At 68.4% G+C, this 22,379-nt stretch carries 20 protein-coding genes; 12 read left to right on the forward strand and 8 right to left on the reverse strand.

The window, feature by feature from the left end; genetic code table 11:
- Positions 1-65 precede the first annotated feature (65 nt).
- On the reverse strand, positions 66-743 hold the full coding sequence (locus JNUCC0626_RS32520; protein ID WP_394614581.1) for a GNAT family N-acetyltransferase: 678 nt from the start codon (positions 741-743) through the stop codon (positions 66-68).
- Between JNUCC0626_RS32520 and JNUCC0626_RS32525 the strand changes: the two genes are divergently transcribed.
- Positions 738-1,703: an NAD(P)H-quinone oxidoreductase gene (locus JNUCC0626_RS32525; protein ID WP_394614582.1), complete on the forward strand. Its 966-nt coding sequence runs from the start codon at positions 738-740 to the stop codon at positions 1,701-1,703. The two genes, JNUCC0626_RS32520 and JNUCC0626_RS32525, sit on opposite strands and share 6 nt — an antisense overlap.
- On the opposite strand, the gene JNUCC0626_RS32530 is transcribed toward JNUCC0626_RS32525, so the two are convergent.
- Both JNUCC0626_RS32530 and JNUCC0626_RS32535 read right to left on the reverse strand, forming a co-directional pair.
- Entirely contained in the window at positions 1,687-2,331 is a 645-nt protein-coding gene (locus tag JNUCC0626_RS32530) for a class I SAM-dependent methyltransferase (RefSeq protein ID WP_394614583.1), read from the reverse strand. The two genes, JNUCC0626_RS32525 and JNUCC0626_RS32530, sit on opposite strands and share 17 nt — an antisense overlap.
- Before the next feature lie 23 nt (positions 2,332-2,354).
- Positions 2,355-3,554 carry a cysteine desulfurase-like protein gene (locus tag JNUCC0626_RS32535; RefSeq protein ID WP_394614584.1) on the reverse strand — a complete coding sequence of 400 codons (1,200 nt, stop codon included), beginning with the start codon at positions 3,552-3,554 and terminating at the stop codon, positions 2,355-2,357.
- An 82-nt stretch (positions 3,555-3,636) separates the two neighbouring features.
- Between JNUCC0626_RS32535 and JNUCC0626_RS32540 the strand changes: the two genes are divergently transcribed.
- The 10 genes from JNUCC0626_RS32540 (at position 3,637) to JNUCC0626_RS32585 (ending at position 14,062) form a co-directional block, all read left to right on the forward strand.
- Entirely contained in the window at positions 3,637-4,122 is a 486-nt protein-coding gene (locus tag JNUCC0626_RS32540) for a bacterial proteasome activator family protein (RefSeq protein ID WP_394622145.1), read from the forward strand.
- A gap of 59 nt (positions 4,123-4,181) precedes the next feature.
- Positions 4,182-5,021, forward strand: coding sequence for a class I SAM-dependent methyltransferase (locus tag JNUCC0626_RS32545; RefSeq protein ID WP_394614585.1), 840 nt, complete (start codon positions 4,182-4,184; stop codon positions 5,019-5,021).
- Between the two features lie 59 nt (positions 5,022-5,080).
- Positions 5,081-5,995: a galactan export ABC transporter permease subunit Wzm/RfbD gene (gene wzm, locus JNUCC0626_RS32550; RefSeq protein WP_394614586.1), complete on the forward strand. Its 915-nt coding sequence runs from the start codon at positions 5,081-5,083 to the stop codon at positions 5,993-5,995.
- Between the two features lie 18 nt (positions 5,996-6,013).
- Positions 6,014-6,814, forward strand: coding sequence for a galactan export ABC transporter ATP-binding subunit Wzt/RfbE (wzt, locus tag JNUCC0626_RS32555; protein ID WP_394614587.1), 801 nt, complete (start codon positions 6,014-6,016; stop codon positions 6,812-6,814).
- On the forward strand, positions 6,815-7,717 hold the full coding sequence (glfT1, locus tag JNUCC0626_RS32560) for a galactofuranosyltransferase GlfT1 (RefSeq protein WP_394614588.1): 903 nt from the start codon (positions 6,815-6,817) through the stop codon (positions 7,715-7,717). It begins immediately after the preceding gene.
- A gap of 98 nt (positions 7,718-7,815) precedes the next feature.
- Entirely contained in the window at positions 7,816-10,011 is a 2,196-nt protein-coding gene (locus JNUCC0626_RS32565) for a hypothetical protein (protein WP_394614589.1), read from the forward strand.
- A complete protein-coding gene (locus JNUCC0626_RS32570; RefSeq protein ID WP_394614590.1) occupies positions 10,008-11,057 on the forward strand; it encodes a glycosyltransferase family 2 protein in 1,050 nt (349 codons plus the stop codon). The genes JNUCC0626_RS32565 and JNUCC0626_RS32570 overlap by 4 nt, the downstream gene beginning before the upstream one ends.
- Before the next feature lie 121 nt (positions 11,058-11,178).
- Positions 11,179-12,405, forward strand: coding sequence for an ABC transporter substrate-binding protein (locus tag JNUCC0626_RS32575; RefSeq protein ID WP_394614591.1), 1,227 nt, complete (start codon positions 11,179-11,181; stop codon positions 12,403-12,405).
- Entirely contained in the window at positions 12,402-13,253 is an 852-nt protein-coding gene (locus JNUCC0626_RS32580) for a carbohydrate ABC transporter permease (RefSeq protein WP_394614592.1), read from the forward strand. Before JNUCC0626_RS32575 ends, JNUCC0626_RS32580 begins: the two co-directional genes overlap by 4 nt.
- Positions 13,250-14,062 carry a carbohydrate ABC transporter permease gene (locus JNUCC0626_RS32585; protein ID WP_394614593.1) on the forward strand — a complete coding sequence of 271 codons (813 nt, stop codon included), beginning with the start codon at positions 13,250-13,252 and terminating at the stop codon, positions 14,060-14,062. Before JNUCC0626_RS32580 ends, JNUCC0626_RS32585 begins: the two co-directional genes overlap by 4 nt.
- A gap of 45 nt (positions 14,063-14,107) precedes the next feature.
- Here JNUCC0626_RS32585 and JNUCC0626_RS32590 read toward each other — a convergent pair whose 3' ends face one another.
- The 4 genes from JNUCC0626_RS32590 to JNUCC0626_RS32605 form a co-directional block, all read right to left on the reverse strand.
- On the reverse strand, positions 14,108-16,009 hold the full coding sequence (locus JNUCC0626_RS32590) for a glycosyltransferase (protein WP_394614594.1): 1,902 nt from the start codon (positions 16,007-16,009) through the stop codon (positions 14,108-14,110).
- A 176-nt stretch (positions 16,010-16,185) separates the two neighbouring features.
- Positions 16,186-17,370 carry a UDP-galactopyranose mutase gene (gene glf / locus JNUCC0626_RS32595; RefSeq protein ID WP_394614595.1) on the reverse strand — a complete coding sequence of 395 codons (1,185 nt, stop codon included), beginning with the start codon at positions 17,368-17,370 and terminating at the stop codon, positions 16,186-16,188.
- An 84-nt stretch (positions 17,371-17,454) separates the two neighbouring features.
- Positions 17,455-19,464, reverse strand: a complete 2,010-nt coding sequence (locus JNUCC0626_RS32600; protein WP_394614596.1) for a DUF6541 family protein — start codon at positions 19,462-19,464, stop codon at positions 17,455-17,457.
- Positions 19,465-19,596: 132 nt separating this feature from the next.
- Complete coding sequence (locus JNUCC0626_RS32605; RefSeq protein ID WP_394614597.1) at positions 19,597-20,478, reverse strand: LLM class flavin-dependent oxidoreductase; 882 nt, start codon at positions 20,476-20,478, stop codon at positions 19,597-19,599.
- A 69-nt stretch (positions 20,479-20,547) separates the two neighbouring features.
- On the opposite strand from JNUCC0626_RS32605, the gene JNUCC0626_RS32610 reads away from it, so the two are divergent.
- Complete coding sequence (locus JNUCC0626_RS32610; RefSeq protein WP_394614598.1) at positions 20,548-21,357, forward strand: HAD family hydrolase; 810 nt, start codon at positions 20,548-20,550, stop codon at positions 21,355-21,357.
- A 9-nt stretch (positions 21,358-21,366) separates the two neighbouring features.
- Here the strand turns inward: JNUCC0626_RS32610 and JNUCC0626_RS32615 are convergent, their stop codons facing one another.
- Complete coding sequence (locus JNUCC0626_RS32615) at positions 21,367-22,359, reverse strand: lysylphosphatidylglycerol synthase transmembrane domain-containing protein (RefSeq protein ID WP_394614599.1); 993 nt, start codon at positions 22,357-22,359, stop codon at positions 21,367-21,369.
- Between the last annotated feature and the right edge of the window lie 20 nt (positions 22,360-22,379).

A 22,379-nucleotide genomic window follows, 5' to 3' on the forward strand; every position in this document is an offset into this window, starting at 1 on the left:
CGTTCGAGATTGCTGAACCCTCACAAAAGGGAGACCCAGGACACAATCCGTCGGTCGGCGGGAGTTCAGCTGGTGATCAGCTGAACACACTCCGCTAGCCCCTCGACAGTCACGTTCCACTCCGGGCGCACGAAATCGGCGGCGTCCAGACGGAGTCGCACGTGCTCAAGGCGTTCTCCGCGCGGTGCGATGCGCAACGTGCCGTCGTGCACGTAGCCGAGTTTGGCGCTCACACGGTTTGACGCGTGGTTACCGAGCCATGCCGCCGAACGAGCGACGTCCGCACCCAGGTGGTCGAACGCGAACTGCAGCACAGCGACACGCATCTCCGTACCGAAACCATTGCCCTGGAACCTCTTGCCGAGCCACGAGCCGGTGCCCACCTCACGCAGCACGGAGAAATCGCGCGCGCCGATGTCCTGCACACCGATCGCCTTGCCCTCGTACCGCACGACGAACGGGATCACCCAGTCCGCCGAGGAGAACTTCGCCCGCTGCCCCCAGAAGTGCTGCAGAAGCCCGCGACCGTCGCCGAGGTCGTCGGTCCACGGCACGTTGAACGGCATCTCGGACGGATCGTGCACGCCGTCGCGCGCCACCTCGACCAACTCGAGCAGAGCGGCGTCGTCGTCCGGGCGCAGCTCCAGCCGCGGTGTGCGGAGGACCAGATGTCGCAACGGCCAGGCGTCCATGATCCGATGGTGCCGGACGTGTCGAACGGTATTACGGTCGACTGTATGCATGCGATCACCGTGAACGAACCCGGCGGCCCCGAGGTGCTGACCTGGACCGAGGTCGCGGACCCCGAACCGGGGCCGGGCGAGGTGCTGATCGACGTCGCCGCCAGCGCGGTCAACCGCGCCGACCTGCTCCAGCGCCAGGGTCTCTACCCGCCGCCCAAGGGCGCGTCGGACGTCATCGGCCTGGAGTGCTCAGGCACGATCAGCAAGCTCGGCGAGGGCGTCACCGGCTGGCAGGTCGGCGACGAGGTGTGCGCGCTGCTCGCGGGCGGCGGCTACGCGGAGAAGGTCGTCGTGCCCGCCCCGCAGGTCCTGCCGATCCCCACGAACGTCGACGTCGTCACGGCGGCCGCGCTGCCCGAGGTCGCCTGCACGGTGTGGTCGAACGTCGTGATGGACGGCAGGCTCAAGCTCGGTGAGCGGATCCTCGTGCACGGCGGCGCGGGCGGCATCGGCACGCACGCCATCCAGGTCGCGAAGGCGCTCGGTGCAACGGTCGCGGTCACCGCGGGCTCCGACGAACGCCTCGCGAAGTGCCGGGAACTCGGCGCCGACATCACGGTCAACTACAAGACCCAGGACTTCGTCGAAGAGGTCAAGAACGCGGACGTCGTCCTCGACAACATGGGCGCCTCCTACCTGGGCCGCAACATCGACGTCCTCGCACCGGACGGCCGCCTGATGATCATCGGCATGCAGGGCGGCGTGAAGGGCGAACTGCCGATCGGCAAGCTGCTCGCCAAGCGCGCGTCGGTGATGGCGACCGGCCTGCGCGGCCGCAGCGTCGAGAGCAAGGGCGCGATCGTCGCCCAGGTCCGCGAGCACCTGTGGCCGCTGATCGAGAGCGGCGCCGTGCACCCGATCGTCGGCGAGGTCGTGCCGATGTCGGACGCCGCGCAGGCGCACCGGCTGCTCGACAACGGCGACGTCTTCGGCAAGGTCCTGCTCAGGCGAGAGCGGTAGCCGCGGCCAGCGAGGTCCGGGGAGCCGTGCGGAACTCCAGCCCGAACTCCTCGGACCACCGCGTCAGCACCGCCGCCTCGTCCGGCCGGTCCACGTCGTCGGCCAGCACCGTCGCTCCCGGCGCCAGCACGGCCCGTAGCACGGGCAACGCCGGATAGCGCGAGTCGCCGAGCCCCGGCCCGTCCACGAGCAGCAGGTCCACCAGACCGAACCGCTCGACGTACCCGAGCACCTCGTCGTGCACCTGCTGCGGCGCGTACCACTGGCCGTGCCGCGACAACGCCGCCGGATGCCGCGACAACGGCGCGTGCACGACTCGGGCGACCGAACCCAAACCCTCACGACGAAGTTGCGACGCAACGAAAGCAGCGAGCCGTTCGTCGTGCTCGATCGACAACAGGTGCCCGAAACCGCGCTGCTGCAACAAACGCGCCAACAACACCGAGGAAGACCCGCACCCGAGTGCCACCAGGACGGTCCGCGCGCCGAGCACGATCTCGTCCATCACCGCGACCAGCGCCGCCGGCCGCAGATCGCCGACCGTCACCGGCAGGTACTCGGTGTTCAACGAGCCGATGCGTTGCAGGGCCGAGAGATCAGCCAGCTCGCGAGCCAGCGAGTCGTCCAAAGAGGATCTCTCCAAACCCTGTGTCAGCCCAGCTCGGCCACCGCCCGCACCAGGTCGTCCATCTCAACGGCGTTCGTGTAGTGCGCGAGCCCGATCCGGATGGCACCGCCGATCTCACCGACGCCCAGCACCGAGAACACCCCGTGCTGGCCGGGATCGGCGAACGCGCAGACGCCACGCGACGCGAGGTGTTCGACGCCGTCCTCCGCCTTGACCCCGGCGATCGAGAACGCCAGCGCGGGCACCCGCCGCATGGCGTCGCCGATCACCATCACATGCCGCAGCGACCGCAGTTCGTTGATGAGATTAGCGAGCAGTCCTGCCTGGTAGGCCTTCACGGACCCGAGCGACGTGAGCAACCGCTCCCGGCGCGTACCGGAGGCCGCGTCGTCCAGCTCCGCGAGGTACTCGATCGACGCAACGAGCCCGGCGAGCATCGGATACGCGTGCGGGCCGAGCTCCAGCCGCTCGGGGCCGCGCGCCATCGGGTCGACCGACACCGACGGCAGCCGTTCCAGCACCGACGGGTCGCGGAACACCAGCGCGCCGACCGGCGGCCCACCCCACTGACCGGCGGAAAGAGCCACGACGTCGGCACCCATGCCAACGATGTCCAACGGCACGAACGGCGCCGCGGCGGAGGCGTCGACGACCATCAACGACCCGTGCGCGCGAGCGACGGCGGAGATCTTGGCCAGATCCGGCCGGGTGCCGACGACACCGGACGCCGCCGTGATGGCGATCAGCTTGGTGCGGTCCGTGACGAGCTCGTCGAACTGCCAGCTCGGCAGTTCGCACGTCTCGATGTCGATCTCCGCCCACTTGACCGCGCTGCCGGTCCGTTGTGTCGCGCGCAACCAGGGTGCGATGTTCGCCGGGTGGTCCAGGCGGGAAACCAGGACCTCGTCACCCATGAACCAGTCGTCCGTCATCGCGTCCGCGAGCCGTTGCAGCAACACCGCCGACGACGGCCCGAGCACGACACCGGCGGGATCGCCTCCGACCAGGTCGGCGATCGACCGGCGGGCGGCGTCCACGATGCCCTGGGCGCGCTGGGACGCGGGGAAGATGCCGCCGGGCCCGGAGACCGGGGCGCGCAACGCGGTGGAAACGGCGGTCGCGACCTGCTCGGGCACCTGCATGCCGGCCGGTGCGTCGAGGTGGACCCAGCCGTCGCCGAGCGCGGGGAAGAGCCCTCGTACCCGTGCGACGTCGAACGCCATGACACACACCGTACGTATATGGGCAAACACAGCAACTACCAGCCCCACCCCGATTAGTTTCGAAAACGTGAATGGCGCGAGGATGGAGACCATGAACCAGGAGCAGCCCGTCGTAATCGTCGGCGGCCAGGACGGCGACATCGCCGACCTCGTCGAACAGCCGGCCAAGGTCATGCGGATCGGCACGATGATCAAGCAGCTGCTGGAGGAGGTGCGCGCGGCTCCCCTGGACGAGGCCAGCCGCAACCGCCTCAAGGAGATCCACAAGCGGTCCATCGAGGAGCTCGAGGACGGCCTCGCGCCCGAGCTGCGCGAGGAGCTGGAGCGGCTGTCGCTGCCGTTCACCGAGGAGGGCACCCCCTCCGACGCCGAACTGCGGATCGCGCAGGCTCAGCTCGTCGGCTGGCTGGAGGGCCTCTTCCACGGCATTCAGACCGCGTTGTTCGCCCAGCAGATGGCGGCACGGGCCCAGCTGGAGCAGATGCGCGGCCGTGCGTTGCCCGCGGGCAGCGGCGCTGAAGGCACCGAAGGTGGCATCACGGGCAAAGGCACCGGCCAATACCTCTAGCCGAGACACCAGGGGTTGGTTCTACGATGCCCGCTGAACTTTCCCCGAGAGGAGCCACCGTGCTCGAGCAGGTGCGCCGCGGTCTGTCCGCCCAGCAGTTGCGCCACAAGCTGCGTGTCAAGGCCATCGAGCTCGTGGCCGACGCCGTCGCCCCCATTCGCGCTCAGATCGCTGACCTGCAACGACAGGTCGACGAGCTGCGTGACGAGGTCAGACACCAGGGCGACAGGTCGGTGGATCAGACACGGCAGCTGGAGATCCGCACGCGTCGCGACCTCGTGTTCGCGGGCGAGCAGGAAGCCGCGTTGCAGAGCGCGCAGTTCGTGCGCGACCACATGCCGCACACGCCGCAGTTCGGTCACCCGCACCAGACGCTCGAACACGCGCTGTCCCTCACCCCCGAGGGCGGGATGGCGCTCGAGTTCGGCGTCTACCAGGGCACCACGCTGAAGATCATCTCCACCGCGCGCGGCGGCGAGGACGTCTACGGCTTCGACTCGTTCGAGGGCCTGCCGGAGAACTGGCGCAACGGCTTCCCCGCCGGCGCGTTCAACGTCGACGGCCTGCCGGAGGTGCCGGGCGCGGAACTCGTCGTCGGCTGGTTCGACGAGGTGCTGCCGGGCTTCCTGGCCGAGCACGAGGGCCCGGTCACGTTCCTGCACGTCGACTGCGACCTCTACTCGTCCACCAAGACCGTGCTGGAACTGGTCGGGCCGCGCCTGGTCGAGGGCAGCGTCATCCACTTCGACGAGTACTTCAACTTCCCCGGCTGGCGCGACCACGAGCACAAGGCCTGGACGGAGTACGTCGAGCAGACCGGGATCGAGTTCAGCTACGAAGCGTTCACCTACGACAACGAGCAGGTGACCATGAAGGTGATCAAGATCCCTGGGCGTTGACCACTCCGTGACGTACCGGCGTCCAGGTCGTTTCTGAGACGCCGGTACGCTCAGTCCTCGTGCAAGCCACCAGTACCCTCGACCATCCCGAGGCGCCGCCTGCCGTCAAGTCGCGCAGCTTCAAGCGCGCGTTCGCCGACGTGCGCGAGGCGTGGGACCACCGCGAACTGTGGGGCCACCTCGGCTGGCAGGACATCAAGCAGCGCTATCGCCGATCGGTGATCGGTCCCCTGTGGATCACCATTTCGATGGGCACCACGGCTCTCGCGCTCGGCTTGCTGTACTCGGTGCTCTTCAAGACCGACGTCGCGACGTTCCTGCCGTACGTGACGGTCGGCTTCATCGTCTGGAACTTCATCGTCGGCTGCGTCACCGAGGGCACCGACGTCTTCATCGCCAACGAGGGGCTCATCAAGCACCTCCCGGCGCCGATCACGGTCCACGTGATGCGCATGGTGTGGCGGCAGGTGCTGTTCCTGCTGCACAACCTGGTCGTCTACGCGGTCGTGCTCGCCATCTTCTTCGGCTCGCTGAGCGGCGAGTACCGCATCGGTGAGAACAGCCCGCTGCAGCCGGGGCTGAGCTGGACGATCGTGCTCGCGATCCCCGGTTTCGTCCTGCTCGCGGTCAACGCCGTGTGGGTGTCGCTGCTGTTCGGCGTCATCAGCACCCGCTTCCGCGACATCCCGCCGGTCGTGAACAGCTTCATCAACCTGGTCTTCTTCATGACGCCGATCGTCTGGGACGCCGGTGTGCTGAACCGGGTCACCGGCGGTGGCGACGGCGACTGGCGGATGCTGATCGCCGAGCTCAACCCCGTGTACCACTTCGTCGAGATCGTCCGGGCGCCGCTGCTGGGCCACGTGGTGGACTGGCACCACTGGGCGATCGTCGGCGGGTTCACCCTGGTCGGCTGGTTCGCGGCCCTGTTCATCCTGCGCAACTACCGCGCCCGCGTTTCCTACTGGGTCTAGAAGGAGGTCGGCACAACCATGGTCAGCATCGACGTCTGGAACGCATCGGTCGACTTCCCGATCTTCGACGCGAAGTCGAGGTCGCTGAAGAAGCTCGCGCTCGGCAAGGTCGGCGGCAAGATCGGCTCTGAGGGCCGGGTCCCGATCATCGAGGCGCTGCACGACATCACCCTGTCGCTCAAGGACGGCGACCGGGTCGGCCTCGTCGGCCACAACGGCGCCGGCAAGTCCACGCTGCTGCGCCTGCTGGCGGGCATCTACGAGCCGACCCGCGGGCAGTCCCGCATCATCGGCAAGGTGGCGCCGGTCTTCGACCTCGGCGTCGGCATGGACCCGGAGATCTCCGGGTACGAGAACATCATGATCCGGGGCCTGTTCCTCGGCATGACCCGCAAGCAGATGGAGAAGCGGGTCGACGACATCGCGGAGTTCACCGAGCTCGGTGACTACCTGCAGATGCCGTTGCGCACGTACTCGACCGGCATGCGCGTCCGGCTCGCGCTGGGCGTCGTCACGTCGATCAACCCCGAGATCCTCCTCCTCGACGAGGGCATCGGCGCGGTCGACGCGGCCTTCATGGCGAAGGCGCGTGACCGCCTCAAGGACCTGGTGGCCCGCTCCGGTCTGCTGGTGTTCGCGAACCACTCCGACGAGTTCCTCGCCGAGTTCTGCGACACCGCGATCTGGATGGACGAGGGCCACGTCAAGATGCACGGCGGTCTGCGCGAAGTGCTGACCTCGTACAAGGGCTTCGACCCGTTCGAGCGCATGCACGAGCACAACCCCACGCCCGTGCTCAGCGGAAATGGTGGCGACTAAGTGATTCCCGAGGCACTGCCCAAGGGCTCCGTGGTGGCGGTGGTGGTCACCCGCCACCGCCGTGAGCTGCTCTCCGAGTCGCTCAAGGCCCTCTCGACGCAGACGCGCGTCCCCGACCACCTGGTGGTCGTCGACAACGGCCCCGACCAGCCGGTCAACGACCTGGTCGAGCAGTGCCCCCTGCCCACGACGTACCTCGCGTCGCACCGCAACCTCGGTGGCGCCGGCGGGTTCGCGCTGGGCATCCTGCACGCGCTGTCGCTGGGTGCGGAGTGGGTGTGGCTCGCGGACGACGACGGTCGTCCCGCCGACGAGAACGTGCTGGAAGTCCTGCTCGAGGAGGCCGAGCGCCGGGGCCTCGCCGAGATCTCGCCGGTCGTCACGAACATCGACTCGCCGGACAAGCTCGCGTTCCCGCTGCGCAGGGGCCTGACCTGGAAGCGTTCGGCGGCCGACCTCGGCACCGACTTCCTGCCGGGCATCGCCTCGCTGTTCAACGGCGCCCTGTTCCGCGCCACGACGCTCGACGTCGTCGGCGTGCCGGACTACCGCCTGTTCTTCCGCGGCGACGAGGTCGAGGTGCACCGCCGCCTGGTGCGCAGCGGTCTGCCGTTCGGCACCTCGCTCAAGGTCGCGTACGTCCACCCGGACGGCTCGGACGAGTTCAAGCCGATGCTGGGCGGCCGCTTCCACGCGCAGGACCCGGAAAATCCGGTCAAGCGCTACTACACCTACCGCAATCGCGGATATCTGCTGGCCCAGCCCGGCATGCGCAAGCTGGGCGTGTTGGAGGTATTCCGGTTCGGCCTGTACTTTCTCGGGGTCCGCAAGGACCCGAAGGCCTTCATCGAGTGGTTGCGCCTGGTCCGACTGGGGCGGCGTGAGCAATTCTTCCGCAAGTGAGCTCTTCGACCTGATTGCTTGAGATGACTGCAACTCTGAGCCCGGCGGTGGAGTCGGGCAGACCCGGATTCCGGGAACGTGTGACACCGCCGCTCACCATGGTGGTCCTGGTATTGCTCGGTGCGGTCATCCCGATGTACCGCAATCACATCTTCTACTTCTGGGACGACACGGCCGCGGCCGCCGTTCCGGTGTGGCAGCGGGTGGGTGAGGCCTTCAGCGAGGGCCGCATGCCGTTGCTCGAGCTCGACATGTGGCGCGGTGGCAACTTCGCCGCCGAGGTCGCCACCGGCATGTGGAACCCGGTCGAGGTCCTCCTCGCCGTGGGCACCGGCTGGATCGACAACGTCGCGCTCGGCATCACGATCGTGAAGCTCGCGTTCCTCGTGGCCTTCTCGATCGGCGTGTTCCTGCTGGCCCGCGAGTACGGCGCCAAGCCGTGGATCGCGGCGACCATCGGCACGGCGCTGCCGCTGTCGGGCTACATCCTCTTCATGGACGCCACGTCCTGGATCAACGCCCTGATCACCTACGGCTTCCTGCCGTTCGTGTGGTGGACGGCCAGGCGCACGGCGCGGCTCGGCAAGTCGACGGTCTGGGTGGTCGTCACCGGCTTCCTCGCCGCGACGACCGGCAACCCGTACGTGCTGGTGTCGATCTTCCTGATCGTGCTCGCGGTCTCGCTCGAGGCGTGGCTCGCGTTCGACAAGCACAAGATCTTCAACCTGTTCGCGGCCGGTTTCGCCGTGCTGCTGCTCAACGTGATCGTCTACCTGCCCTTCTCGCTGACCTCGTCGGTCAGCTACCGCAAGGACAGCAGGACGTTCAACGACGGGTTCCTCTCCCCGCAGCTGCAGGACTTCTTCGGGATGAGCAACCCGGCCGCGCAGCCGATGATGAACATCTGGAGCGGTCTCAACCCGACGTTCCCGGCGCTCTACCTGGCGTGGTTCTTCCTGCCGCTGCTCCCCTGGTTCCGCTGGCGGGTGCTGTGGGAGAAGCGCAACGAGCTGCTCGGCCTGTACCTCTACACGCTGGCCTACCTGTTCCTGGTGCTCGGCCCGTCGAACCTGAACGTGTTCCGCTGGCCGGCCCGCCTGATCCCGTTCTTCTTCATCCCGCTGGTCATCATCTGGGCGATCCTCGCCAGTGAGGGCCTGCAGAAGACGCAGAAGCGGGTCCGCACGCTCAGCTCGCTCGGCATCGTGCTGGTCGGGGCCTACTTCGGCTGGGCCGCGCTGCCGCAGACCAACGTGCGCCAGGCGTACACGATGGTCCTGGTCGCGATCGCCGTGCTGATCCTGCTGCGCGTCGGCATCAAGGGCTTCAAGGGCTACGCGGTGATGGCGGTCGGCACGATCGGCTTCCTCGCGATGCAGACCGTCTGGTTCCCCGGCAACTACAGCGTCGCGGACTACAAGTTCCCGACCAGCGAGAAGCTGATGGAACAGCGGTTCGAGCACCGCTACGAGGGCGTCACGGTGTCGCTGAGCGACATCGGCAGGGTCTCGCCGGGCGACCTCTACCCCGGCGGCGCCTACGAGGACTTCATCTTCGGCACGAACTTCAGCGTGGCGAACGTCGAGGCCCTCACCGCGTACAGCGGCGTCGGCTTCAACGCGATGGACGCGGCGCTGTGCACGGCCTACAACGGCTCGGTCTTCTGCCCCGAGGCGTGGAAGGCGCTGTGGACGCCCCCCAAGGGCTCCGACAAGAGGCTGGCCGACCTGCTCCGCGCAGAAACCGTGGTCGTCCAGAACAACCTCATCGACACCCGGAACGTCCCTGCACCGGAGGGCTGGCGCAAGGCCGAGTCCACCGACCGCGTCGTCGTGTGGAAGCGCGACGACAAGCCGGCGTACCCGGACGGCAGGCTCTCGTCCGTGCCCAGCGGCACGACGATCGACTCCGACCGGATGACCGGCAAGGTCAGCGAAGAGGTGAAGTTCAGCAACGCCGACGGCGGCAAGCTGGTCTTCGCCCGCCTCGCGTGGCCGGGGTACGTGGCCACGGTCAACGGCCAGGAAGTGCCCACCAACATCGGCCCCGCCGGTCTGCTCGAGGTCGAGCTGCCGAAGGGCGTCCGGGAAGGCACACTGCAGATCGACTGGGTCATGCCGGGCATGACCATCGGCCTCATCAGCGGCGCCGCGGGCATCCTGCTGACCCTGGGGCTGATCCTGATCGACCGCTCGCAGCGCCGCAGGCGCCGTGACGAGCCACAACGCAACCCAGACTCAGAGCCACTGGACGACGTGATCCGCGAGACCGTCGGAACAGGAGACCGAAAGTGACCGACCAGACGCGCCGACCTCTGGTGTCGATCGTGGTGCCGGCCTACGACGAAGCCCCGAACGTGAAGGGCACGGTCGCCCTCTTCCGCCAGATCAAGGAGTCGCAGCCGGACGTCGACTTCGAGCTCGTCCTCATCGACGACGGCTCGTCGGACGGCACGGCGGACCTGTTCGTCGCGGAGCTCGGTGAGCAGGACGTCGCTCGCGTCGCCTCGTTCTCCCGCAACTTCGGCTCGCACGCCGGCGTCAGCGCCGGTTTCGCGCTCTGCCGCGGCGACTGCGCCATCACGCTCAGCGCCGACCTGCAGGAGCCGGTCGAGGTCATCGAGCGGCTGCTCAGCGAGTGGCGCAGTGGCAACGACATCGTGTGGGCGATCCGCGCGGTGCGGTCGGTCCCCAAGGGACTGTCGAACAAGCTGGCGCTGAAGTTCAACGACTTCTTCGCCAAGCACTCCGACCTGCCGAAGTCGTTCCCCAAGGACGGTCCTTCGCAGATGCTGGTGAGCCGTCCCGTGCTGGACGTCATCAACCAGATGCCGGAGCTCAACCGCAACGTCCTGGCCCTGGTCGCGTGGACCGGTTTCCGCCAGACGACGGTCGCGTTCGAGCAGAAGCCGCGCAACGCGAACGACAGCAAGTGGACGATGAGCAAGAAGATCAAGCTGGTCTTCGACTCGTTCGTCGAGTTCTCGGTCATGCCGATCATGCTCATGCTGATGGCGGGTGCCGCGTTCGTGGGTCTCGGCCTGCTGACGGTCTTCGGCTTCCTGCTGGGCGCCCTGATCACGCTGTCCGCCCCGAACGCGATCGGCATCATCGTCGGTGTCGTGCTCTTCGCCGCGGGTGCGAACCTGGGCTGCACCGGCATGCTCGGCCAGTACCTGTACCGCGCCGGTGACGACGCTCGCCGCCGTCCGCTGTACGTGATCCGCCAGCTCCGCGACGTGAACAGCCTCGCGGGCCAGCCGCTGCAGCCGGGTGTCACCAACGTGAACCCGCTCGACGTGCCGGGCCTGTCCGGCGTGAACGGCCTCGGCCGCTCCTGATCGCTGCTTCGGGAACAGCCCCTTCCGGTTCGCCGGGAGGGGCTGTTGTCGTTCACGGGAAGTAGTCGAATTCTCGCGCGTTGTGACTTCCTTACTGCGAGTAAGGGAGTAGACGTGGAGAGTGATCTCCCGACGCAGACTTCTGACGACCGCCGGCGCCCTGACGCTGCTCTCCGCCTGCGGCTCGAACACCGGACGTGACTCCCAGGGCCTCCGCCAGTGGTACCACGCCTACGGGGAACCGGGCGTGCAGCAGGCGGTCGAGCGGTACGCGCAGGCGTACGGCAAGGTGCCCGTCGACGTGCAGTGGAACCCCGGCGACTACGACTCGAAGCTCGCCACGGCGTTGCTGTCCGGCACCGGGCCCGACGTCTTCGAGGCCACCACGCAGGTGAGCGCGGTGCGGGCCGGGCAGCTGGTGCCGCTCGACGACGTGATCGCGTCCGCCCGTGACGACTTCACCACCTCGATCCTCGCGGGGCATACCGTGGACGGTCAGCTGTACGGCATCCCGCAGGCCGTGGACATGCAGATGTTGTTCTACCGCAAGAGCATGCTCGCGGCGGCCGGACTGCAACCTCCCTCCACTGTGGACGAACTGGTCGACGCGGCGCGGCGGTTGACCACCGGTGGCGTCAAAGGACTCTTCGCGGGCAACGACGCCGGGGTGAAGGTGCTCGCCGGGCCCGCGCTGTGGTCGGCCGGGCTCGACTACGTGACGCCCGAGCACCAGGTCGGGTTCGACGATCCCGTTGCGGCCCAGGCGATCGGCAAGCTGCGAGAGCTCCAGTCGAGCGGATCGCTGCTGCTCGGCGCGGTGAAGGACTGGTCGGAGCCGGACGCGTTCACGCAGGGGCTCGTGGCGATGCAGTGGACCGGACTGTGGACGGTTCCGGCCGTGCAGAAGGCCCTGGGTGACGACTTTGGCGTGCTGCCGTGGCCGCGGCTGAACGACGCCGGAAAGCCGTCCGTGCCGGTCGGGGCGTACGGCGCGATGGTGAACGCCAAGTCGCCGAAGGTGGCCGAGGCCAAGGAGTTCGTGCGCTGGCTGTGGGTCGAGAAGACCGAGTACCAGCAGGACTTCAACCAGTCGTACGGCTTCCACATCCCGCCCCGGCGTTCGCTCGCGACGTCGGCGGAGAAGTTGAAGACCGGTGCCGCCGCCGATGCCGTGCAGCTGGTGCAGGACAGCGCGAAGTCGTCCAACCCGCCGGACTGGACGTCGGCGATGCGGACGGCGTTCGAGGACGCCGTGGCGAAGGTCGTGCGCGACGGTGCGGACGCTTCGGCCGAGCTGCGCGGTGCGGTGGGCAAGGTGCGGGACGAGCTGAAGCGCCTCTACGGATGACGCGCACGTTCTGGCTGTTCGTGGGGCCGTTCTTCCTCGGGCTGTTGGTGTTCGTGTACGTGCCGATCGGCTGGAGCGTGCTGCTGTCGTTCTTCGACGCGCGCAACACGGTCACGCCGACGACGTTCGTGGGGTTCGACAACTACGCCGACATGCTCACCGACGGGCCGTTCCTCCAGTCGCTGGGCACGTTCAGCGTGTTCGCGGCGTTCGTGGTGCCGCTGACGTTCGTGCTCGCGCTGGCGCTGGCGTTGCTGGTCAACGGGATCCGCTTCATGCAGGCGTTCTTCCGCTCGGTGTTCTTCCTGCCGTTCGCCTGCTCGTACGTCGTCGCGTCGCTGGTGTGGAAGCTGTCGCTGTTCAACGGCGTGCGGTACGGCCTGGCGAACACGGTGCTGGGCTGGTTCGGCGCGGAGCCGATCGCCTGGACCGTCACGCCGCCCTGGTACTGGCTGGTGCTGGTGACGTTGCGGCTGTGGCTCCAGCTGGGGTTCTACATGATCCTGTTCATCGCGGGCCTGCAACGGATCCCGCACCACCTCTACGAAGCGGCGTGGATCGACGGCGCACGGCCGTGGCAGGCGCTGCGGCACATCACGTTGCCGCAGCTGCGCACGACATCGGTCGCGGTGCTGCTGCTTCTGCTGATCGCGGCCTATCAGGCGTTCGACGAGTTCTACAACGTGCTGGGCTCCGGCCCGTTCGGTAGGCCACCGCTCGTGTACCTCTACTACACGTCGCTGGGCAGTGGCGGGCAGGACTTCGGGCACGGCAGCGCGGGTGCGGTGATCCTGTCGTTGCTGATCGCGGGCGTGACGCTGGCTCAGGGGCGGGTGTTCACGCGATGAAAGCCTTGCGGTACACGGCTTTGACGGTCGTCGCGTTCTTCTTCCTGCTGCCGTTCTACCTGGTGCTGCGCAACGGGCTCGCGCTCGAGTCCGAGATCTCGGCGACGTCGTGGACGTGGTGGCCTGCCGAGATCCACTGGGAGAACTTCGCCGAGCTGTTCAACGATCCCGCCGTGCCGTTGCTGCGGAGCATGCTCAACTCTCTCGTCGTCGCGGTGCTGCAAACGGTGGGACAGCTGCTGTTGTGCTCGTTGGCGGGCTACGGCCTGGCGCGCATCCCGTACCGGTTCTCGAACGTCGTGCTGTACCTGGTGGTCGCGACGCTGATGATCCCGGCGGCGGTGACGTTCGTGCCGTCGTTCGTGGTGGTGTCGACCCTCGGCTGGGTCTCCGACCTGCGCGGACTGGTGATCCCGGGCCTGTTCAGCGGGTTCACCGCGTTCCTGTTCCGGCAGTACTTCCTGACGTTCCCGCGTGAACTGGAGGAGGCGGCCCGGATCGACGGGCTCGGCCACTGGGGGACGTTCTGGCGGATCGTGGTGCCGAACTCGCGCGGGTTCTTCGCCGCGCTGGGCGTGATCTCGTTCGTGACGTCGTGGAACCAGTTCCTGTGGCCGTTGGTGATCGCGCAGGACCAGGACTCGTGGACGGTGCAGGTGGCGCTGTCGACGTTCCTCACGGCGCAGGCGCTCAACCTGCACGAGCTGTTCCTCGCGGCCGCGGTGTCCATCACGCCGTTGCTGATCGTGTTCGTGGCGCTGCAACGGTTCCTGGTGCGCGGCGTGACCGAGACGGGCATCAAGGGATGAAGAAAGGGCCCCCGGAATTCCGGAGGCCCTTTTCCCACAACCAGATCAGTTGTTCTCGAACACCTTGCGCCACGACTCGACCGAGGTCAGCTCGGGCAGCGCGTCGCGGTAGACCTTCTGCATCCGCGGCCACTCGGCAGACAGGCGACGGTAGTTGCGGACCGCGCGCTTCATCAGGGCGCGGAACTCCTTCGGGTCGCGCTTGCGGAACGCGACACCGCTGCCGTCGGCGTTGGAGACCGTGGCGCTGTCGAGGTTGCCCAGCAGGAACCAGCGCGCGTTGGTCGCCGGCACGTTGATCTGCGGGCGCTCGGCCGTGGCGGCCTGGGGCTCGCGCAGGTTGTGCATGAGCGCCTTGGCGGCCTCGGACGCGATGGTGACCGGGTTCGTGGGCGGCGTCAGCATCTGCTCGGCACGAACCATGTCGAACGTCGGCGCCGGGAACTCCCGGGCCGACGGCAGGACCTGGGCGTCCGAGTAGTCCTTGCGGAGCTCGCGGATCGCCGGGAGGGCCGTGCGCAGCGAGTCGAACAGCTTCGACGGGCCGGCCAGGAAGTCCTCGATCGCCTTCTGCTGCACGGCGACGGTCGAGTACTCCATCGACAGCAGGTGCCGCAGCGACAGCTTCAGGCCCTGCTTGAGCAGGGTGCTGCGGACGTCGTACGGGCTGTGCAGCGCCGCGAGGACGAGGCGGTTGCGGGTGTGGAAGTACGCCTGCCAGTCGGTGGCGTCGTTCTTGTCCGTCCACGGCATGTGCCACACGGCCGAGCCGGGCAGCGAGACCGTCGGGTAGCCGCGCTCCAGGGCGCGCAGCGAGTACTCCGCGTCGTCCCACTTGATGAACAGCGGCAGCGGGTAACCGGTGCGCTGGACGACCTCACGCGGGAACAGGCACATCCACCAGCCGTTGTAGGTGGAGTCGATGCGGGCGTGCAGTTCCTCGGTCTCGCGCAGCGTCTCGGCGCCGAAGTCGTGGTCGGTGAGCGCGCCCGGCGCCGCGCGCCAGTAGCAGGTGCCCAGGTCGACGACCTCGCCCATGCTGTGCAGGCGAGCGCGGGCCTGGAGGTTCAGCATGTGCGAACCGACGATGACCGGCTGGGCCGCGGCGCGCGCGAACGCGTTCGAGCGCAGGACGGCGTCCGGCTCCAGGCGGATGTCGTCGTCCATCAGCATGATCTGGTCGGCGTCGGTGTGCTCGATCGCCTCGTACAGACCGCGGGTGAAGCCGCCGGAGCCACCGAGGTTGTCCTGCTCGATGATCTCCAGCTTGTCGCCGAGCGCCTTGACGGCCTCGGCGTAGCCCTCGGTGTCGCGGACCTTGACCGAACCCTGGTCGGCGACGAAGACCTTCTTCAGCACGGCCAGCACGGCCGGGTCCTCGCCGAGGGTGCGCAGCGCGATGACCGCGTCGACCGGGCGCATCGTCGTCATGCCGATCGCGACGGTCTGGGTCGGGAGCTCCTGCTCCGTGGTCCAGGCCGCCTCTTCGATCTCGATCGTGGTGTCGTCGGTGAAGACGTCGAACCAGATCCAGCCGCCGTCCTCGAACGGCTTGAGCGACACCTTGATGGCGATGTCGGAGTAGGCCTTGGGGGTGCGCACGACGTGGCCGTCGAGGTGCACGATGTCGCCGTTGGCCTTGGAGCGGTAGACGTCGATGCGACCGGCACCGCGCACGCGCAGACGCAGCACGACGTCCTCGATCACGGTCCAGCGCTTCCAGTAGCTCGCGGGGAAGGCGTTGAAGTACGACGCGAACGACACCTTCGCCGAGGTCGGAACCGTCACCGCGCGGCGGCCCGAGACGTGGCTGTGCACGTTGGCCGGCTCGTCGAGGTAGAGCGGACGCACGTCCAGCGGGTCCTCGTCGCGCGGCATGATCACCCGCTGCAGGACCTGGGTCGGGTTGATCTTGGTGGCGCTTGCGGTTTTGGCCTGCTCGGTCACGTGCTTCCTCCGGCGAACCGCACGCGGTCGGTTCGGGTCAGCTTCATGGATGGCTACCGCCACAGAAAGTAGTCGTGGCGCGGCGCGTCAAGCGCCCATAGTACTCATTGTCCAAAGACGATCGCCCGACCGCACAGGTTGTACGGCCGGGCGAAATGCGATCTAAATCGTCACCATCAGTCCAGGTCGCCGTTGATCGGCGTGCCCTCGGTGAGGTGCGGAGCGATCTTGTTGTCGAACGCGCTGAGCGCGGATCCGATCGCCATGTGCATGTCGAGGTACTTGTAGGTGCCCAGACGGCCGCCGAAGAGGACGTTCTTCTCGGCCGCCTCCTTCTTGGCGAGCACCCGGTACCGCTCCAGCTTCTCGCGGTCCTCGGCGGTGTTGATCGGGTAGTACGGCTCGTCGTCCTTCTCCGCGGCGCGGGAGAACTCGCGGACGATGACCGTCTTGTCCTTCGGGTAGTCCCGCTCCGGGTGGAAGTGGCGGAACTCGTGGATGCGGGTGTAGGGGAACTCCGCGTCGTTGTAGTTCATGACCGGCGTGCCCTGGAAGTCGCCCGTCGGGAGGACCTCCTGCTCGAAGTCGAGCGTGCGCCAGCCGAGCCAGCCCTCGGAGTAGTCGAAGTAGCGGTCGACCGGACCGGTGTAGACGACCGGCGTGCCCGCCGGGATCTCGTCCTTGACGTCGAAGAAGTCGGTGTCGAGGCGGACCTCGATGTTCTCGTGCTCCGCCATCTTCTCGAGCCACGCGGTGTAGCCGTCGACCGGCAGACCCTCGTAGGTGTCGTTGAAGTAGCGGTTGTCGAAGTTGTAGCGGACCGGGAGGCGGCTGATGACCGCGGCCGGCAGCTCCTTCGGGTCGGTCTGCCACTGCTTCGCGGTGTAGTCGCGGATGAACGCCTCGTAGAGGGGGCGGCCGACCAGCGAGATCGCCTTCTCCTCGAGGTTGGTCACGTCCTTGCTGTCGATCTCGGACGCCTGCTCGGCGACCCACGCGCGGGCCTCGTCCGGCGACAGGTACTTGCCGACGAACTGGGTGATCAGGCCCAGGCCCATCGGGAACTGGTACGCCGTGCCCTTGTGCATCGCGAAGACGCGGTGCTGGTAGCCGGTGAACTCGGTGAACTGGTTGCAGTACTCCCAGACCCTCTTGTTCGAGGTGTGGAAGAGGTGCGCACCGTAGCGGTGCACCTCGATTCCTGTCTCGGGCTCAGCCTCCGAGTACGCGTTGCCACCGATGTGGGAACGACGTTCCAGAACGAGCACCCGCTTGTTCAACTGGGAGGCGGCGCGCTCGGCAACGGTCAGTCCGTAGAAACCGGATCCGACGACGATGAGGTCAAAACCAGCGAAGCTCACGGCGCGCGAGCCTACCCGAGAGTCAGCAACGGCCGTTCAGCGCCCCTGACTTGCCCCACCCCCGTTGATCAGCGGAAATGCTGATCAACGCCCGGTGGGCATGCCCTCCAGCACCGCCGTGTCCAGCTGGTACACCCGTACCGTGCCGCTGCGGAACCGCTCGGTCAGACCCGGTAGTCCGTCGAGGTCGGCGAGACCCGGTGCGAACGAGAAAAGCCCGGTCCCGGCCCAGTTGTCCGGTGATCCGGCAGCCCCGATGAGCGGTGCGTCGGTGTCCACTACCACCCACGTCACGCCGAGCTTCAGAATCTCCTCGCGGATCTTCGCATCGGTCTCGTAACGGTTGAAACGCTGCAGGAGTTCGTAGGTGTACGGCGCCTGCGTGAAGCCCATCGCGATGGTGTTCACGACCGGGATGCCCTTCTCGACGTACAGGTACGTCGAGCCGTCGTTGGCGGAGTTCATGACCCGCTCACCAGGGCCGACCTTGCCGGCGAGGAAGTCGAACGCCGCCTCGTCGTCCGGTCCGACGCGGTGCAGCGTGGGGTTGCCGTAGCGCGAGGCGAGGTAGTGCGCGTTGATGTTCATGTAGCCGCGTGCGGGCACCAGCGCGTACGCGGCGGCGAACAGCACGGCGAGCGCGGCGGCGAGAGCGATGGCGGGCACGGCGACCCGGCGCACCCGTCTGCGCACGAACGCGGCCACCAGCACGGCGAGCAGCACAGCACCGACGGCGACGACCACCGGCACGAACAGGTAGAAGTGCGACCGGACGCGCAGCATCGAGTTGTAGAAGAAGCCGGTGACGATCGCCTCGAAGCCGGTGCCGGGGCTGACCCACATGGCCGTGGTGATCGCGACCCAGGCCCCTGCGGCCAGCAGCAGGCCGAGCGCGCGCCGGGTCACCAGCAGCACCAGGCCACCGAGCACGACCAGCACGAACGCCGCGAGCTGCACGGCGTCGCCGTACTCGAACAGGTAGCCGGTGAAGCCGAGGCCCGCGGACCGGCCGAGCGCCGTCACGAACGGCACCGCCGCCACGTCCGGCGGGAACGCCGTGGTCCTGCCCGCCTGCGCGAGCAGCGTGACCAGCAGCGGCGCGGCGACGACGGCGGCGACCACCCCGGTCAGCAGCAACGGCGGGAGCTGGGACTTCAGCCGCGCCCAGCCACCCCTGTTCAGCAGGTCGCCGAGCCACCACACGACCACCGAGACGCCCACCGTGACCCCGCCGCTGGGGTGCAGCGCGAGCAGCCCGACCGCCCCGACCGCGAGCACCGGCGCCGCCGACCACTGCCTCGGCCGCACGCTCAGGACCGCGGCGATGAACCCGGGAGCGAGCACCATCGCGGCCGCGTTCGGCAGCACCCCGCCCTGCGCGGCCATGGTGATCGTCGGCGCGTTCATCCCCACCGCGACCAGCGCGGCGATCCCGCCGGCCAGGAACGCGAGCGGACCGCGGACGCGGGCCCGCCGGGCGGCGACGTAGGCGAGCGCCGAAGTGGAGAGCGCGAGGCCGACCACCAGCAACGCGACGGTGATGCCGTTGAACCCGCGGATCGGGCCGCCCGCGAGTTCGCCCGCGGCGGCCGAGAGCAGGTGCATGCCTGACGGGTACGGGCTGACCGGCGAGCCGGACAGGAAGTCGATCGGCAGCAGCTGCCAGGCGGCGCCGTGACCGGTGCGCATGATGTACGAGACGAGCTCGGTGTGGACGATCGGATCGTGCTCCTGCGGCAGCGTCGCGAACGACCCGGCGAGCCCGGAGAGCCACGTCCGCAGGCCGATCCCGACGGCCGTGAGCAGCACGAGCACCCCGGCCACCCGCGTGAGCACGTCCCAGCGAGGCCTGCGCGGCCCGGCCTCACGCGCGCGCCACCAGCGGAAACCACCGATGAGCAGCAGCAGGGCCGTGAGGGCGGCGAGCGGCACGACGCCGTAGGAGATGCCCAGCACGCCGCACGCCATGCCGACGAGAGCGGCGATGCCGACGGAGGTGACAGCGGAGAACCCGGCGAGCCAGAGCGGACGGCGCACACCGAACGCGGTCAGCAGACCGAGGCCCGGCAACCAGGCCACCGCCAGTGCTGCCACCAGCGTTCCTGCTTCACCCATCATGAACGCTCTCGATCACGGAGTCGGACGTCGCGGGCAAAGATCCTCCCAGACGTGCGGCAACGCTCGGTCGCGAGGTCCGGGCGATGGCCGAATCGCACCGCCGACCCGTCACGCGGACGCGAGGTCCGGCAGCACCTCTGCCGCCACCTGCTCGAGGACCACCTCGCGGCCCCCGTAGACGCCGTGGCTGCGCGGCCAGTGCGAGATCACGTCGGTGAAACCGAGCTCGCGGGCGCGGCAGGCGGCGTCGCGGAACCGTTCTGCGCTCGTCAGCGAGTAGACCGGGCTCGAGTCGAGGTTCAGGTAGTGGTCGATGCTGCGGGGAGAACGCCCGCGCCGGTCCAGCACCTCGTGGAAGACGTCGACGGTCTTGGCCACGCCGGCCCACCACGTCTCGTCGTCCTCGGTCGCCGGGCCGGTCGTGACCCAGCCGGAACCCCAGCGGGCGGCCACGTCCATCGCCTTCGGGCCGTTGGCCGCGACCAGGAACGGCATCCGCGGCCGTTGCACGCAGCCGGGAGCCGACCGGGCCTCCTGCGCGGAGAACCACTCGCCCTCGAACGTCGTGCGCTCCTGGATCAGCAGCCGGTCGAGCAGTTCGACGAACTCGCCGAACCGCGCCGTGCGCGCCGAGGGCGTCAACGGCTGGGCACCCAGCACCGTCGTGTCGTAGCCCGCCCCGCCCGCACCGACGCCGAGCATGAACCGGCCGTCCGAGACGTCGTCCAACGTCAGCAGCTCGCGGGCGAACGGCACGGGGTGCCGGAAGTTCGGGTTCGCGACGAACGTGCCGAGCCTGATCCGGCTCGTGACCATGGCGGCGGCCGTCAGCGTCGGCACCGCGGAGAACCACGGTCCGTCGACGAGATCCCGCCAGCCGAGGTGGTCGTATGTCCAGGCGTGCGCGAACCCGTACTCCTCCGCGGCCCGCCATTTCGGTTCGGCGGCCCACCAGCGGTCTTCGGGGAGGATGACGATGCCAACGCGCACACCGCAGAGTAACCATCCGCACAGCCCAAGTTCACGCCGGACCGAACTTGCACCAGGCAGTATTGGCTGGTGGAGACACCTCAGCTGGTCGCATCGGACGTGGACGGAACCCTGCTCGGCGTGAACGAGAGGGTGAGTGAGCGGACCACGGCCACCGTGGCGCGGGTGCTGGCGACAGGAACGCCGTTCGTGCTGGTCACCGGCAGGCCGCCGCGCTGGGTTCCGAACGTGGCGAGCGACGCGGGCGTCGACGGGTACGCCGTCTGCGCGAACGGCGCGGTGCTCTACGACATCGGCCGTGACCAGGTGCTCGCCCAGTACGGACTCGAGCCGGAAATGCTGTCCGACGTCGGGCGCGCCCTGAGCGCCGCCGTGCCCGGTGTGGCCTTCGCCACCGAACGGGTCGGCGTCAGCGCGAACGACCCCGACGTGCGGCCGTTCGTCGCCGAGGAGGAGTTCACCAACGTCTGGCCGGAGGCGGCGGGACGGGTGACGCGGGCCGAGATGTTCGGCCACTCCGCGATCAAGATGCTGGTCCGGCACAGCGGCATGACGAGCGCCGCGCTGGCGGCCGCCGCGAACGAGGTGCTGCGCGGCGACGTGATCGTCACCTACTCGTCGAACTCGGGCCTGATCGAGATCTCGGCGTCGGGCGTCACCAAGGCGACCGGGCTGAACGAGGTGGCGCAGCGGTTCGGCGTGCAGGCGCCGGGCATCGTCGCGTTCGGGGACATGCCGAACGACGTGCCGATGCTCCAGTGGGCGGGCCACGGCGTCGCGATGGCCAACGCGCACCAGGACGCGCTGGACGTCGCCGACGAGGTCACGGCCTCGCACACCGACGACGGCGTCGCGCAGATCCTGGAGCGCTGGTTCTGACCGAAGGGGTCAGACCTCGTTGACGGCCTCGCGCTTGTTGCCGAAGTGCACGCCCGCAGCCGCCGCCCCCGCCGTGACCAGGTCGGCCACGATGAACATCACGCGGGACGCGGCGGCGAACGCACCGGCCTGGATCGGGTCGAGGCCACCGGCGACCAGCACGGCCACCATCACGAGCTCACGGGCGCCCGCGCCCGCCGGCAGGATGAAGACGAACAGGCCGATGGTCATCGCGAGCGCCATGGCACCGATGCACTGGCCGAGACCCGCCCAGCCGGGCGAGCCGACGGAGTTCGAGAGCAGCCAGAGGTGCAGGCCCTGGAAGCCGAACGCGAGCAGCGAGTAGCCGAGCGACTTGCCGACCGTCGACCACTTGATCCGCTCGCTCAGGCCGGGCCTGCGCAGCGTCTTGAGCACCAGCGACGTGCCCCAGGTGAGGATCGCCGGGTGCAGCGCGATCAGGCCGATCGGCAGCAGCGCGTAGAGCCACACCGCGGACGGCACGTCGTCCAGCACGACCGGCAGGGCGAGGCCGCCGAGCAGCAGTGACGCCACGACCGTGATGCCGACCTGCACGAGCGCGGACGTGAAGATCCGCGCACGGGCGAGGCCGGCCTTGCGGCCGAGTTCCATCTGCAGCACGTACGCCCAGACCGAGCCGGGGATGTACTTGCCGAGCATGCCGACGAGGTTGATCTGGGCGCCCCGGACCAGGCCGATGGGCTTGCCCAGGCTGTCGACCAGCGTCTGCCACGCCATCAGGCCGAAGAACATCGACACGAGGACGGAGACCATGCTCAGCACGGCCGACTGCCAGGCGATGCCGGACAGCGTCTTCCAGACCTCGGTCCAGTTCGTGACGAGCTGGTAGCCGGCGAAGCCGATCACCGCGACCACGAGCAGGCGGCGTGCCCACGCGATGAGCTGCGACTTCAGGCTCTTGCGCTGCGGTTCCGACGCCGGTGCGGACTCGGAGTTCGCGTCGGCTTCGACAGTCGTCATGTCTTCTCCGCTGGGAGCGC

It is taken from the genome of Lentzea sp. JNUCC 0626 (genome assembly GCF_043632865.1).
Lineage (GTDB): Bacteria > Actinomycetota > Actinomycetes > Mycobacteriales > Pseudonocardiaceae > Lentzea.